Here is a 15061-nt window from a genome sequence, read left to right on the forward strand (position 1 = left end):
CGTCTCCGGTTCTGCTGGGGTGGGGGTGTGCGGGGGAGGAGCGGCGGGTCAGCCCTTCACGGCGCCGGTGAGCATGCCCTTCTGGAAGTGCTTCTGGACGAACGGCGACAGCACCGCGACCGGGATCAGCGCGAGGATCATCACCGCCATCTGCACGGCGAGGCTGTTGATCTGCCCGTTGCTCACGGCCGCGCCCATGGCGCCCGGCGGCACCTGGTGCTGGAGGACCAGCTGACGCAGGATCATCTGCAACGGGTACTTGTCGCTGTCCTGGATGTAGAGCATCGCGTTGAACCACTGGCTCCAGTAGCCCACCGCGTAGAACAGCGAGATCACGGCGATCACCGCACGCGACAGCGGCATGATGATCTGGAGCAGGATGCGCCACTCGCCGGCCCCGTCGATGCGTGCCGCGTCGATGAGTTCGGGCGCGGTGTCCATGAAGAAGCCGCGCAGCACCAGCACGTTGAACACGCTGATCGCACTGGGCAGGATCATGGACCAGTAGCTGTTGCTCAGCCCGATCCCGGTGACCAGCAGATACGTGGGGATGAGCCCGGCACCGAAGAACATGGTCGCCATCAGCGTCATGAGCAGGGGCCGGTGCGCGTACGAGTCGCGGCGGCTGAGCCCGTACGCGCAGAGGATCGAGACGACCATGCTGACGGCCGTGCCGACGACGGTGAGGCCGACGCTGACGGCGGCGGCACGGGTCACCGCGCCCCCGCTGAGCAGCTCCTTGTACGCGACGAAGGTGATGTGCTTCGGCCAGACGACCAGGCCGCCCGCGTCATTGATGGTCTTGGTGTCGGAGAGGCTGGTCACCAGGACCACCCAGATCGGGATGATGATGACCGCGCAGATCGCGACGAGCCCGAAGCCCTTGAAGGCGAGGCCGGCCTTCGTCGGCTCCTCCTCCCACACGGGGCGCGGTTCGATGCGCAGGGCGCGCTGGAGGCGTGTCTCGCCGCGGGGCGCCGGGTCCGCCCGCTGGTCCAGGAGAGTCGTCATTTCTTGGAGTACACCCCCTGCTCGCCCAGCATGTGGGCGACCTTGTTGGCACCCAGCACCATGGCGACGCTGAACACCCCCTTGAAGATGCCGGCGGCGGCCGCGTAGCCGAAGTCACCGGTCTTGATGCCCGTCCACCAGATGTAGGTGTCCAGGATTTCCGAGGCCCCCGCGCCGACCTGGTCGCGCTGGAGCAGGATCTGCTCGAAGTCGAGGTTGAGCGCGCTGCCCACCCGCAGGACCAGCAGCAGGGCGATGACCGGGCGCAGCGCGGGCAGCGTGACGTGCCACATGCGGCGCCAGCGCCCGGCCCCGTCCACGGCCGCGGCCTCGTACAGATCGGTGTTGACGGCGGCGAGCGCGGCCAGGAAGACGATGACGCCCCAGCCGGCGTCCTTCCACACGGCCTGCGCGCTGACCAGGAACTTGAAGAAGCCCGGGTTGGTCATCAGGTCGAAGCCCTCGTGGCCGTGCTCCCGCAGCCACTGGGCGACCAGCCCGGCGCCGCCGAACATCTGCTGGAAGACGGTGACGACGAGCACCCAGGAGAAGAAGTGCGGCAGATAGACGACCGCCTGGACCCAGGCCCGGACCCGCGCGCTCATGATCGTGTTGAGCAGCAGCGCGATGGCGATCGGGATGGGGAAGAACAGGACCAGCTGGGTCACGAAGATGACCAGCGTGTTCACCAGGACTTCCCAGAAGCGGTAGTCCTCGAAGATCCGGGTGAAGTTGTCGAACCCGACGAACGGGCTGCCCGTGATGCCCAGGTCGTAGACGTCGTAGTCCTGGAAGGCCACGATGTTCCCGAGCAGCGGGACGTAGTTGAAGACGAGCAGCAGCGCGATGGCCGGCATCGTCATCAGGATCAGCGTGCGGTCCCGCCGCAGCCGGTGCCGCCAGGTGATACCGCCCTGTTCCTTCCGTGGTCCGGGGACGCCCCGGGCCCGCGACCTGCCCGCGCTCCTCGTCTCCTCGCCGTCGCCGTCCCCGGTGCCGCTCCCGGCGGCCGGGGCGCTCGCCCCGCCGGCGGTGCCGCCCGGGTCGGCCGCGACCGTGGCCCGTGCCTTCACCCTGTGCTCCCCATGTCGTGCTCCTGACCCCGGCCGCCGGGCTGCGTGTGCCCGGCGGCCCCTTCGTTCCCGTACCTGCGCGTCAGTTGCCGGAGCCGTTCTTGTCGAGGATGTCCTGGTACCAGTCGCGCAGCTTGTCGCCGCCGCTCTTCTTCCAGGTGTTCACCGCGTCCTCGACGTCGGCGACCTTCTTGCGCCCGCGGCGGATGTCCTTCTGGAGGTCGTCGAAGGGGGTGTACAGGGAGGCGTAGCGCTGCGGTTCGACCACCTGCATGCCGAAGAAGAGGGGCTTCTTGATGTTCGGCGCCTGGCGCGCCATCCAGCCGGCGTAGTCCTTGGCCAGCTGCGGCTGGTCCGGGTAGGCGATGGAGGTGGGCGGGGAGGCCACGAACAGGAACGTGGAGGGCTGCGCCTCCTCGACACCCTGCGGGGTGTACGTCGGGGTGCCGTCCTTGATCGTGTAGTGGGTGCCCTTCACGCCGTAGTTGGTGAGCATGAACTCCTCGGTGCCGAACGGCGCGGCGGCGTAGTCGGCGATCGCGAGGAACTCCTCGATCTTCTCCTTGGACAGCTCCTTGCTGAGGAAGGTGAAGATGCCCGCCGGGTCGTCCTGCCACAGGGTCGGCTTGCCGCCGTCGGGGCTGAAGAAGTCCAGGGCCTGCATGTCGAACTTCGGGTTGGCGGTGGCCTGTTCGGTGACCATGCCCTTCCAGCCGCCCGTGCCGTCGTTGTACATGACGACATGTCCGCTGGTGAAGCGGATCTTGGAGTCGGCGTCCTTGCCGGCCTCGGCGTCCGGGTGGACGTACCCGCCGTCGTGGAGCTTGCGGGCGAAGGCCAGCGCCTCCCGGTACGCCTGCGTCTCGATCTTGTGGACCAGCTTGCCGCCCTCCAGCTGCCAGTAGTGGGGCGCGTCCGGGAGCAGCCCGTACATCTTCTGGATGCAGACCCACAGATCGTCGAAGGCCCACACCTTCTTCTTGGGGGAGGTGTACTCCTTGCCGAAGGCCAGCAGGTCGTCCGCGCTCGCCGGGACGGCCCCGGAGCCGATCAGGTCCTTGCGGTAGAAGATCGCGTTGCCGATGATCGGCGTCGGCATGGGCAGGCCGCGCAGCTTGCCGCCGAAGACCGAGTACTGCCAGGCGCCGGTGGGGATGTTGGCCAGGTTGGGGTACTTCTTGACGGCGTCACCCGCGAGATACGGGGAGAGGTCGGCGAACTTCGCGGTGATGGCGTTGCGGATCTGCCCCTGCATGTTCCAGCCGGGGATCGTCATGACGTCCGGGATGTCCGAGCCGGCGAGGACCGCGCCGATCTTGTCCTGGTAGGTGTTGCCGTCCTGCGGGTCGAAGTTCAGCGTCGCCCCGACCGCCTTGTTCACGGCCGTGTAGTACGGGTTGTTCTTCTTCGGCACCGTGCCCCACAGCGGGGTCATGACCCGGAACTCCGAGCCCTTGCCCGGCACCGACTTGACCGAGACCACCAGCGGGTCGGGGAGCTTCGTGAAGCCGGGGCTCGAACCGTTGACGCCGGGGACGTCGGGCTGGACCAGATTCAGCGGCACGTAGCTCGGTACGACCTTCTTGAGGGCCTTGCCCGTGGTCGTGCCCTCCTTGCTCCCGGCGCCGGAGCCGGAACCGCCGCACGCGGCGAGCAGCGGCACCCCGCCGGCCACGGCGACGGCCGCCACCGCGCCCGTGGCGAGGAAGCTTCTCCGGCTCGGGGCGGAGGCGGAGGGGGAGTCATTCGGCGTCATTGCGTCAACCCTTCGAGGCGCACCAGGTGCGGCGGTTCAACAGGGAGGCGCCATACGGTGTCGCCGTCCCGGGGAATCAGGGGCGAGGGCGCCCCGTCGCAAATCTGTCGAAGCTCTGTCGAAGCGCTTCGATGTTGCAGCGAGGTTAAGTGAAGGGTCCCGGTCGCACAAGAGTCCGTTCACAGATACCTCCGACCTGTTGCTCCGGCCCTCCTGGTGCAGCAAGGAGGCGCGGGCGGCAAGGGTCGAGGACAAGGCCTTGACACACCTGGGGTGAGCCCTTGAGCATCGAAGCGCTTCGAAAGATCGTCCGAGGCTGCTCAGTGGCCCGCACGACGCGCCGGCACCGCCATACCTCCCACCTTTGACGAAGGACCCGCACGTGACGGAACAACCGCAGCCCTTCCGCGACCCGCGACTGCCCTTCGCGGAGCGCGTCGACGACCTGCTCCGGCGGCTGACCCCCGACGAGCGCGTCGCGATGCTGCACCAGTTCGCCCCCGCGGTCGACCGGCTCGGGCTCGCCGCCTTCCGCACCGGCCAGGAGGCCCTGCACGGCGTCGCCTGGATGGGGCGGGCCACGGTCTTCCCGCAGGCCGTCGGCCTCGGCGCCACCTGGAACGACGAGCTGGTCCGCCGCATCGGCGCGGCCGTCGGCGACGAGGTCCGCACCAAGCGCGCCCACGACGACCGGGTCGGGCTCAACGTCTGGGCGCCCACCGTCAATCTGCTGCGCCACCCGCTGTGGGGACGCGGCGAGGAGGGGTACAGCGAGGACGCCGGGCTCACCTCCGCCATCGCGGTCGCGTACACCCGGGGCCTGCGCGGCGACCACCCGCACTACTGGCGCACCGCCCCCGTCCTCAAGCACTGGCTCGCCCACAACAACGAGACCGACCGCGACACCTCGTCCTCCTCGGTCCGCCCGAGGGTGCTGCACGAATACGACCTCAGGGCCTTCCGCGACGCCGTCCGGGCGGGCGCGGTGGCCGGGGTGATGCCCGCGTACAACCTGGTCAACGGCCGCCCCAACCACGTGTCCCCGCTGCTCTCCCGGCACCTGCGCAGCTGGACCGAACAGCCCCTCGCGGTCTGCTCCGACGCCGGGGCGCCCAGCAACCTGGTCGACTCCGAGCACTACTTCGACACCCACGAGGAGGCGACCGCCGCCGCCCTGCGCGCCGGCGTCGACAGCTTCACCGACCACGGCCAGGACTCCTCCGTCATGACCGGCCGCATCCAGGGCGCCCTGAAGCGCGGCCTCATCGACGAGCAGGACATCGACACCGCCGTCCGCCGCCTGCTCCACATGCGCTTCGCCCTCGGCGAGTTCGACCCCGGCCTCGACCCGTACGCGGACACCGACGCCCTCGACACCGAGGAGCACCGGACGCTCGCCCTGGAGGCCGCCGAGCAGGCGGTCGTGCTCCTCAAGAACGACGGACTGCTGCCCCTCGACCCGGACGCCGGCCGGACCGTCGCCGTCGTCGGGCTCCTCGCGGACGCCTGCAAACTCGACTGGTACAGCGGCACCCTGATCCACCGGTCGACGCCCCTCGACGGACTCCGCGAGCGCTTCGGCGCCGACCGCGTGGTCCACGCCGAGGGCGCCGACCTGATCCGCGTCAAGTGCGCGGACGGCTGGCTGCACATCCCCGAGGCCGGCCCGGCCGGGGAAGCGGAGCGCGGCGCGGAGGGCGCCCTGGACCCGGCACTGCTCGCGGGCCGCACCGACCTGCCGCCGCTGACCTGCGCCGACACCCCGTCCGAGCTGGCGCTCGTGGACTGGGGCGGCGGTGTGATCACCCTGCGGGAGCCGGACGGCCGCTATCTCTCGGTCGCCGAGGACGGCCGCGTACGCGCCTCCGCGGACGAGCCGGGCGGCTGGATCGTCCAGGAGACCTTCCGGTGGGAGGCGGTGGAAGGGCATGCCGGCGGTCACCGCCTTCTGCACATCGGAACGGGTGGGTATGTCTCAGTCGCCGCCGACGGCGTGAAGGTTGCCGTCCCGGACGAGGAAAATTCCGCGCCCCGCGCCACCGTCTTCGAGATCGAGGTGACCGAGTGCGGCGAGGACGCCGTCGCCCGCGCCGCCGCTGCCGCCGACACCGTGATCGTGGTCGTCGGCAACGACCCGCACATCAACGGCCGTGAGACCGAGGACCGCGCCACCCTCGACCTGCCCGCCCAGCAGGAACGCCTCTGGCGCGCCGCCCACGCCGCCAACCCGCGCACCGTCCTGGCGGTCACCTCCGCCTACCCGTACGCGCTGGCCGACGCCGCCGCCACGCTGCCCGCGCTGCTGTGGACCGCGCACGGCGGCCAGGCGGCGGGCACCGCGCTCGCCCGCGTGCTCGCCGGCGACGTCTCCCCGGCCGGGCGGCTGCCGCAGACCTGGTACGCCTCCGACGCGGAGCTGCCGGACCTCCTGGACTACGACATCATCGGCTCGCGGCAGACCTACCTCTACTACAACGGCACCCCGCTGTACCCGTTCGGCCACGGGCTCACCTACAGCGACTTCACGTACAGCGACCTGACCGCCTCGGTCGAGGACGGCCTGCTGCACGTCTCGCTGGACGTCACCAACACCGGCGCCGTCGCCTCCGACGAGGTCGCCCAGCTGTACGTACGGGCCGTGGCCCCGTCCGTCACCCGGCCGCTGCGCCAACTCGCCGGACACCGCAGGCTGCACCTGGCGCCCGGGGCGGCGGAGCGCGTCGCCTTCGCCGTGCCGGTCGAAGAGCTGGGCCACTGGGACGTGGCGCACGGCCGCTGGACCGTCGAGCCCGGCGCCTACGAGATCCAGGCGGGCGCCTCCAGCTCGGACATCCGGAGCGTCACGGTCGTCACCGTCGACGGCGAACCGGCCGGGCCGCGCCCGGTCCTGGTCCGCGGTCTGGAGGCGGCCGACTACGACGAGCAGCTGGGCACCGCGATCGTGGACCGGGCGAAGACGGACGGCGACGCGGTCACCGCCACCGCGGAGGCCAACGAACTCCTCTACCGGCGATGCGATTTCGGCGCGGGCGTGAGCGGCGCCGAGGTGCTCGCCTCGGGCGAGGGCGCCGTCCTGATCACCGTCGACGGCTCCACCGTCACCGTCCCGGTGCCCGCCACCGACGGACCCTACGACCACCGCACCTTCCACGCCGGTCTGACCGCCTCCGGCGCGCAAGACCTGCGCGTCGCCCTGCGCGGCACCGTCCGGCTGGCCCGGCTCGGCTTCACCGGGACCGGCGCGTGACACACCGCAGTCTCCCCGTTCCCCCTTCCGTTGCCCCCGGCAAGGAGTCCGCATGAAGTTCACCGACGGCTTCTGGCTCATGCGTGAGGGCGTACGCGCCTCCTACGCGACCGAGATCCGCGATCTGCGCGTGAGCGCCGACCGTTTCACCGCCTACGCGGCCGTGAAACGGGTGGCCGCGCGCGGCGACACCCTCAACACCCCGCTCATCACCGTCGACTGCTTCTCCCCGGCCGAGGGGATCATCGGCGTCCGCACCACACACCACGCCGGCAAGGCCCGCCGCGGCCCGGACTTCGCCCTCCCCGGGCTCGACCCGGCCGGCTCCGGCGCCCGCACCCGGCAGGACGGCGAGGTCACCGAACTCACCAGCGGCCCGCTGACGTTGCGCATGGACGCCGGCGGGCCCTGGGGCCTCACCTTCCTCGACGCCGCGGGGCGCCGCCTGACCGGGGTCGATCCCAAGGGCACCGCCTTCGCCACCACCCCGGACGGCGCCCACCACATGGTCGCGCAACTCGCCCTGGACGTCGGCGAGAACGTCTACGGGCTCGGCGAGCGCTTCACCCCCTACGTGAAGAACGGCCAGAGCGTCGACATCTGGCAGGCGGACGGCGGCACCAGCAGCGAACTCGCCTACAAGAACGTCCCGTTCTACCTCTCCTCGCGCGGCTACGGCGTCTTCGTCAACCACCCGGGCAGGGTCTCCTTCGAGGTCGGCTCGGAGTCCGTGGGACAGGTGCAGTTCAGCGTCGAGGACCAGTCGCTGGAGTACTACATCGTCGCCGGACCGACGCCCAAGGAGGTGCTGGCCCGCTACACCGCGCTCACCGGCCGCCCGGCGCTCCCGCCGGCCTGGTCGTTCGGCCTGTGGCTGACGACGTCCTTCTGCACCTCGTACGACGAGGAGACCGTCACCTCGTTCGTGGACGGCATGGCGGAACGCGACATCCCGCTGTCCGTCTTCCACTTCGACTGCTTCTGGATGCGCGAGTACCAGTGGTCGGACTTCCTCTGGGACCCGGAGGTCTTCCCGGACCCGGAGGGCATGCTCGCCCGGCTCAAGGAACGCGGGCTGCGGATCAGCATGTGGATCAACCCGTACATCGCCCAGAAGTCGGCGCTGTTCGCGGAGGGCGCCGAGCTCGGCCACCTGGTCCGCCGCCCCAACGGCGACGTCTGGCAATGGGACCTGTGGCAGCCCGGCATGGCCCTGGTCGACTTCACCAGCCCCGCCGCGCGCGAGTGGTACACCGGCAAGCTGCGGCTGCTGCTCGACCAGGGCGTCGACTGCTTCAAGACGGACTTCGGCGAGCGCGTCCCGACCGACGTCGTCTGGCACGACGGCTCGGACCCCGAGCGGATGCACAACTACTACGCGCAGATCTACAACCAGACCGTCTTCGAACTCCTGGAGGAGGAGCGCGGCCGGGGCGAGGCGGTGCTCTTCGCCCGCTCGGCCACGGCCGGCGGCCAGCAGTTCCCGGTGCACTGGGGCGGCGACTGCTTCGCCTCGTTCACGGCGATGGCCGAGTCGCTGCGCGGCGGCCTGTCCCTGTCGCTCTCCGGCTTCGGTTTCTGGAGCCACGACATCGGCGGTTTCGAGGGCACCCCGGACCCGGCGGTCTTCAAGCGCTGGCTCGCCTTCGGCCTGCTCTCCTCGCACAGCCGGCTGCACGGCAACGTGTCCTACCGGGTGCCGTGGGAGTTCGGCGAGGAAGCGGTGGACGTCGCCCGGAGGTTCACCCTGCTCAAGCACCGGCTCATGCCGTACCTCTACGGCGCCGCCGCCACCGCCCACCGCACCGGCGTCCCCGTGATGCGGCCCATGCTGCTCGAATTCCCCGGCGACCCGGCCACCCGCACCCTGGACCGGCAGTACATGCTCGGCCCCGACCTGCTGGTCGCCCCGGTCTTCACGGAGGACGGGCAGGTCGAGTACTACGTCCCCGAGGGGACCTGGACCCATCTGCTCACCGGCGAGACGGTCACCGGTCCCGCCTGGCGCCAGGAGACCCACGGCTTCGACAGCCTCCCGCTCCTCGTCCGCCCCGGCGCGGTCCTGCCCTGGGGCGGGGACGACCGGCGCCCGGACGGCGACTGGCTGGACGGGCTCACGCTGCGGGTCTTCGGCGAGGGGGACGGTACGACGGTCACCGTGCCGGACCACGCGGGCGCCACCGCCGCCACCTTCCGGGTGACGCGCGAGGGGGACACCCTCACGGTCACCTCGGAGCGCATCGACCGCCCCTACCGCGTGGTCGCCGAGGCGACGGGGGCCGCGGCGGAGGGGAGGGGGACGGTGACGGTGCGCGGGGCGTGACCGCGCCTTGACACCTTCCGTGTTTGCCTAAGCCCCTTAGGCACGCGCATGATGGTCGTCCCGGACGAGGAGGCGACCATGGTGCGCGCGGGACTGACCGCCGAACGCCTGACCAGGGCGGGCGCCGAGCTGGCCGACGAGGTCGGCTTCGACCGGGTGACGGTCTCGGCGCTCGCCCGGCGGTTCGACGTCAAGGTCGCGAGCCTCTACTCGCACCTGAGGAACTCCCACGACCTGAGGACCCGGATCGCCCTGCTCGCCCTGGAGGAGATGGCCGACCGGGGCGCCGCCGCGCTCGCGGGCCGGGCCGGAAAGGACGCGCTGAGCGCCTTCGGCGACGTCTACCGGGATTACGCCCGCGAGCACCCCGGCCGTTACGCGGCGGCCCAGATGAAGCTCGACCCGGAGGCGGCGGCGGCCAGTGCCGGCGGCCGGCACGCGCGGATGACCCGGGCCGTCCTGCGCGGCTACGACCTGACCGAGCCGGACCAGACGCATGCCGTGCGGCTCCTCGGCAGCGTCTTCCACGGATTCGTCAGCCTGGAGGCCCAGGGCGGGTTCAGCCACAGCGCCCCCGGCTCGCAGGAGTCCTGGACCCGCACCCTCGACGCGCTGGACGCCCTCCTGCGCAACTGGCCCGCACCCCGGACCTCGTAACCCCCGAGCCCCAGGTGGAGCCATGAGCACCGACACGCCCGCACCCCTCCCGTTCACCACCCCGGTCACCCCCGCCCTCCTGCGGGGCGCGCTCGCCGTGGAGCGCACCGACACCGGGCTGCTCCCGCACCGCCTGCCCGCCGCCGCCCGCGCCCAGGCCCCGGACGGCCAGATCGCCCTGGCCGAGGCCCAGCCCTCCGGCGTACGGCTGGCCTTCCGGACCCGGGCCACCGCGGTCGAACTGCAGGCGCGGCGCACCCGCACCGCCTACCAGGGCGCACCCTCTCGGTCCGGCGGGGTGTACGACCTGCTGGTGGACGGCGTCCTCGCGGCGCGGGGATCGGCGAGCGGCGGCAACGTCCTCGATGTCGACATGACGACCGGGGCGACACACTTGCGCGCCGGACCGGTCGGGTCCGTACGGTTCGACGCACTCGCGGACCGCGAGAAGGACGTCGAGATCTGGCTCCCGTACGACGAGCGCACCGAACTCGTCGCCCTGCACACCGACGCGCCCGTCACGCCCGCCCCGGCCTCCGGCCGCAAGGTGTGGCTGCACCACGGGAGCTCGATCAGCCACGGCTCCGACGCCGCGAGCCCCACGACCACCTGGCCCGCGCGTGCGGCGCTGCTCGGTGGCGTCGAGCTGGTCAATCTGGGCCTGGGCGGCAGCGCCCTGCTCGACCCGTTCACGGCCCGCGCGATGCGGGACACCCCCGCCGACCTGATCAGCGTCAAGATCGGCATCAACCTCGTCAACGCCGACGTGATGCGGGTGCGCGCCTTCGCCCCGGCGGTGCACGGCTTCCTCGACACCATCCGCGAGGGCCACCCGGACACCCCGCTCCTGGTGGTCTCACCCGTGCTGTGCCCCATCCACGAGGACACCCCGGGGCCCAGCGTCCCCGACTTCGGCCGCCTCGGCGAGGGCCGGGTCCGCTTCGCGGCGATGGGCGACCCCGAGGACAGCGCCACCGGCAAGCTGACGCTCCGCGTCATCCGCGACGAACTGGCCCGGCTGGTGGCTCAGCGGTCCGCCGGCGACCCGCGGCTGCGCTATCTGGACGGGCGCGAGCTGTACGGCGAGGCGGACGCGGAGGAGTTCCCCCTCCCCGACGCCCTCCACCCGGACGCCGCGACGCACCTGCGCATGGGCGACCGCTTCGCCGCGCTGGCCTTCGGAACGCGGGGGGCGTTCGCCTTCTCGTGAAGCGCCGGGGCCGGGCGGGTCCGCGCCCGCCCGGCCCCGGCACACCGTCAGACGCCCGGCGGCACGTGGGACGGGCGGCCCCGGCCCCGGGTCACCGAGTAGCCGAAGACGCCCGCCAGCGCGGCGAGCACACCGCCGCCGGCCGTCCACAGCCAGCGGCTGGTCCACCAGCCGGAGGACCAGCCGTCCTCGGGCTCACCGGCCATCGCGACCGGCTCGGCGGAGGCGTCCGTGCCGGCCGCGTCGTCCGAGGCCCGCTCGGCCGTGGAGACCCCCGGGACCAGCGGCTTCGACAGGCTGCCGTCCACGTCGACGGACCCGCCCTGGTCCTTCGAGTTCACCTCGACCTCGGTGCGCACCGGCAGACCGAGGTCGGCCTGGGCCAGGTCCACGACCGTGAGGCGGACGTAGTAACTGCCCGGCAGCGGGTCGTTGGCCCACGGCTCGGCGTTGGCCCGCACCGTGCGCAGCACACAGGTCAGCTCGACCGTGGCGGCGTCGGCCGCGGCGGTGCCGGTCTGCTTGCCGTACATGCACGCCTGGCGGCGGCGCAGCCCGTCGTACACGTCGACCTGCCAGGTCTGCGCCCCGTGCCGGCTGGCGCTCTCGGGCAGCGTGACCTTCGCCGTCACCGTGGCGCGCTGCCCGGCGTCGGCCGGGAAGACCCAGTACAGGTAGTCGCCGGTGGAGGCCCCGGCGGTGGCGGTCTCGCCCTGCTGGATCGCGGTGGCGGTACGGAAGGCGGTGCCGGCCTCCGTGGGGCCCGAGCCGTCACCGGAAGCGCTCGGGCTCGGCGACGCGTCGTCGGCCGCGGCGGCGCCCGCCCCGGTCAGCAGGGCCAGGCCGGTCAGCAGCGCGCCCGCGAGCACGCGTCTCGTACGGGACATCAGCGGGTCCTCCAGACAGCGATGCGCCAGCGCGAGATCCAGCCGAAGAGCAGACCCACGATCAGGCCGGTCAGGGTGAGCAGGCCCAGCAGCCACCAGCCGTGGCCCAGGCCGAACGCGGCGACGTCCGCCGCCTCGTCGGGGGCGTCCACCACGTCGACGGTCAGTTCCAGCGGCATGCCGGGGGCGGTCTTCACCGAGGCCGGGGCCGAGAACGAGTTGCTGACCTGGAGGCACACGGTCTCCGGGGTCCGCTCGTCCTCGTCCTGCTCGGGCTTCGGATAGCGCAGCCCGGACGAGATGGCGTCGGTGCGCCCCGTCCCGGACTCGGCGCCCCGGACGATCTCGCGGCCGTGCGTGGTCACCGCGCGCAGCAGCATCCCGTAGTCGTTGTTGACGGCGCGGTCGGCGAACACGCTGACCGAGGCGCGCAGTTCCTGGCCCGGCAGCAGCTCGACCTTGTACCAGCGGTGCTCGGCGAACTTCTCGCGGTCGGTGTAGAGGCCCGGCTTCAGCTCGGGCGCGTCCGTGCAGCTGCCGGCGCCCTTGGTGGCGACCGGGGTGACCACGGGCTCGGCCGCCCGGTCCACCAACTGCTTCACGCGGCCCGACAGTTCGTCGGTGTGCTGGACGGCCGTGTAGGTGCCGCCGGTGGCCTCCGCGATGCAGGTCAGCTGCTGGCGGATCTTCGCGTTGGGCACCAGGCCCAGTGTGTCGATGACCAGGTGGATGCCGCGCGCCGCGATGTCGCGGGCGACCTCGCACGGGTCGAGCGGGCCGCAGGTGTCCTCGCCGTCGCTGATCAGCACGATCCGGCGGGTGGAGTCACCGCCCTCCAGGTCGTCGGCGGCGCCCAGCAGCGCGGGGCCGATCGGGGTCCAGCCGGTGGGGGCGAGCGTGGCGACGGCGGTCTTCGCCTCGGTGCGGTCCAGCGGGCCGACCGGGTACAGCTGCTTGGTGTCCTTGCAGCCCACCTTGCGGTCGTCGCCCGGATAGTCGGCGCCGAGGGTGCGGATGCCGAGCTGCACCTGCTCCGGCACCGCGTCCAGGACCTCGTTGAACGCCTGCTTCGCCGCGCTCATCCGGGACTGGCCGTCGATGTCGCGGGTGCGCATGGAACCGCTGACGTCGAGGACCAGTTCGACCTTGGGGGAGGCTTTCGTGGGGGTTTCGTCGGCCGATGCGGGCAGCGCCGAGCCGAGCCCGGCGGTCAGGGTGGCGAGCAGGACGCCCACCCCGACCGTCAGCCTTCTTCTTATGATCATCGCCGGATAGTAGTGAACATCAGTTCGCTATCCAAAACGGCTGGTTGCCGCCGTACGCGCGCACGGCGGCGACATGACGGCCGGTCAGGCGGAGCGGTCCCCGCCGAGCAGCGGCCCCGCCGCCCGCTCCAGTACGGAGTTGACCCGCTCCCACGCCGTCAGATCCCGTTCCACCGCCTCCAGCAGCACGTCCTCGCCGGTCTCCCACCCGGCGGCGACCGCGACCGGGTCCGCGCCCGTCGCCGCCGAAGCGGCGAGGGCCGCCGCGCCGAGCGCCACCAGCTCCCCGGCGCCCGGCACGATCACCGGCCGCCCGGACAGCCGCCGCACGGTCTCCACCCACACGCGCCCCTGCGCGCCGCCGCCGATCAGGCGCAGCGGCCGGGCCGCCACCTCCGGGTCCGCCGGGTCGAGACCGCAGGCCCGCGACAGCTCGTCGAGCGCCCGCAGCACGGTCACCACCGCGCCCTCGTAGGCGGCGCCGAGCAGCTGCCGCGGGGTCGTGTCGTGCCGCAGTCCGGTGAGGAGACCGGCGGCCGTCGGCAGGTCCGGGGTGCGCTCGCCGTCCAGATAGGGCAGCAGCACCGCCTCGCCGCCGGGCGCCGCGTCATTGCGGTCCAGGCCCAGCAGCGCCGCAACCTTGTCCACGGCGAGCGTGCAGTTGAGGGTGCAGGCCAGCGGCAGATACGTACCGTCCGCCGCCGCGAAGCCGGAGAGCGCGGCCGACGCCGGCCGGGTCCGGGACGCCGCGAAGACCGTGCCCGAGGTGCCCAGGCTCAGCACCGGGTGGTCCAGGAGCCCGCCGCCGCCCAGGCCCAGCCCGACGGCGGCGCTCATGTTGTCCCCGGTGCCCGCCGCGACGGCGATCCCGGCGGGCAGGCCCAGCGCCTCGGCGGCGGCGTCCGTCAGCGAACCGGCCCGGGCCCCGCCGCTCGGGGCCACCTCGGGCAGCAGCGCCGGGTCGAGGCCGATGAGCGCGAGGAGTTCGGGGTCGTAGGCGCCGGTCGCGGTGGAGTACCAGCAGGTGCCCGAGGCGTCGCCCGGGTCGGTGACCGCGCGGCCGGACAGCCGCTCGGTCAGGAAGTCGTGGGGCAGGCGCACCGCGGCGACGGCCTCGGCGGTCTCCGGCTCGTTCTCCCGCAGCCACTGCCACTTCGACGCGGTCATCGCGGCCACCGGGACGGAACCGGTGCGCGCGGTCCAGGCGTCCGGGCCGCCGAGCGCGGCGGTGAGGGCCGCGGCCTGCGGGGCGGACCGGGTGTCGTTCCACAGCAGGGCCGGGCGCAGCGGACGGCCCTCGGCGTCCAGGACGACCAGGCCGTGCTGCTGGCCGGCGACCGCGATGCCCACCACGTCCGTCGCGGCGATCCCGGACTCCTTCAGCCCGGCGGCGACCGCGTCGCGCAGGGCCTGCCACCAGACCTCGGGGTCGCTCTCGCGCGCACCGCCCTCGCCGGTGACCACGTGCGGGGCGCGGCCGACGGCGAGCAGCCGGCCGGTGGCGGTGTCGGTGAACGCCGCCTTGGTGGACTGGGTGGAGCTGTCCACACCGATGACGACGGTATGCGGCGGCATGGCTGACCTCATTCGCTGATGTATTTGATCGTACGCAAAACAAATTACGTGATCGAA

At 72.2% G+C, this 15061-nt stretch carries 10 protein-coding genes; 4 read left to right on the forward strand and 6 right to left on the reverse strand.

The annotated features are described in order from the left end of the window. Positions 1-48 precede the first annotated feature (48 nt). From FKN01_RS11680 to FKN01_RS11690, 3 genes are all read right to left on the reverse strand, one after another. Complete coding sequence (locus FKN01_RS11680; protein WP_143619321.1) at positions 49-1011, reverse strand: carbohydrate ABC transporter permease; 963 nt, start codon at positions 1009-1011, stop codon at positions 49-51. Next, a complete protein-coding gene (locus FKN01_RS11685) occupies positions 1008-2084 on the reverse strand; it encodes a sugar ABC transporter permease (RefSeq protein WP_143619323.1) in 1077 nt (358 codons plus the stop codon). Before FKN01_RS11685 ends, FKN01_RS11680 begins: the two co-directional genes overlap by 4 nt. Before the next feature lie 82 nt (positions 2085-2166). After that, positions 2167-3774: an extracellular solute-binding protein gene (locus tag FKN01_RS11690; protein WP_143619484.1), complete on the reverse strand. Its 1608-nt coding sequence runs from the start codon at positions 3772-3774 to the stop codon at positions 2167-2169. A 448-nt stretch (positions 3775-4222) separates the two neighbouring features. Here FKN01_RS11690 and FKN01_RS11695 point away from each other — a divergent pair, with 448 nt between their 5' ends. The 4 genes from FKN01_RS11695 to FKN01_RS11710 all read left to right on the forward strand — a co-directional run bounded on the left by FKN01_RS11695 (position 4223) and on the right by FKN01_RS11710 (position 11277). After that, positions 4223-7087 carry a glycoside hydrolase family 3 C-terminal domain-containing protein gene (locus FKN01_RS11695; RefSeq protein WP_143619325.1) on the forward strand — a complete coding sequence of 955 codons (2865 nt, stop codon included), beginning with the start codon at positions 4223-4225 and terminating at the stop codon, positions 7085-7087. 52 nt (positions 7088-7139) lie between these two features. Further along, positions 7140-9410 (forward strand): alpha-xylosidase, encoded by a 2271-nt coding sequence (gene yicI, locus FKN01_RS11700; RefSeq protein ID WP_143619327.1) that lies wholly within the window; start codon positions 7140-7142, stop codon positions 9408-9410. 78 nt (positions 9411-9488) lie between these two features. Beyond that, on the forward strand, positions 9489-10067 hold the full coding sequence (locus FKN01_RS11705) for a TetR/AcrR family transcriptional regulator (protein ID WP_143619486.1): 579 nt from the start codon (positions 9489-9491) through the stop codon (positions 10065-10067). Between the two features lie 22 nt (positions 10068-10089). Continuing rightward, entirely contained in the window at positions 10090-11277 is a 1188-nt protein-coding gene (locus FKN01_RS11710; RefSeq protein WP_143619329.1) for a GDSL-type esterase/lipase family protein, read from the forward strand. A 47-nt stretch (positions 11278-11324) separates the two neighbouring features. Here the strand turns inward: FKN01_RS11710 and FKN01_RS11715 are convergent, their stop codons facing one another. From FKN01_RS11715 to xylB, 3 genes are all read right to left on the reverse strand, one after another. Continuing rightward, positions 11325-12164, reverse strand: coding sequence for a hypothetical protein (locus FKN01_RS11715; RefSeq protein WP_143619331.1), 840 nt, complete (start codon positions 12162-12164; stop codon positions 11325-11327). Beyond that, the gene (locus FKN01_RS11720) at positions 12164-13429 is read right to left on the reverse strand and encodes a VWA domain-containing protein (RefSeq protein ID WP_185992815.1); all 1266 of its coding nucleotides are present in this window, start codon (positions 13427-13429) and stop codon (positions 12164-12166) included. Before FKN01_RS11720 ends, FKN01_RS11715 begins: the two co-directional genes overlap by 1 nt. Before the next feature lie 84 nt (positions 13430-13513). Beyond that, positions 13514-15004 carry a xylulokinase gene (gene xylB, locus FKN01_RS11725; RefSeq protein WP_143619333.1) on the reverse strand — a complete coding sequence of 497 codons (1491 nt, stop codon included), beginning with the start codon at positions 15002-15004 and terminating at the stop codon, positions 13514-13516. Positions 15005-15061: the final 57 nt, after the last annotated feature.

It is taken from the genome of Streptomyces sp. 130 (genome assembly GCF_007096885.1).
Lineage (GTDB): Bacteria > Actinomycetota > Actinomycetes > Streptomycetales > Streptomycetaceae > Streptomyces.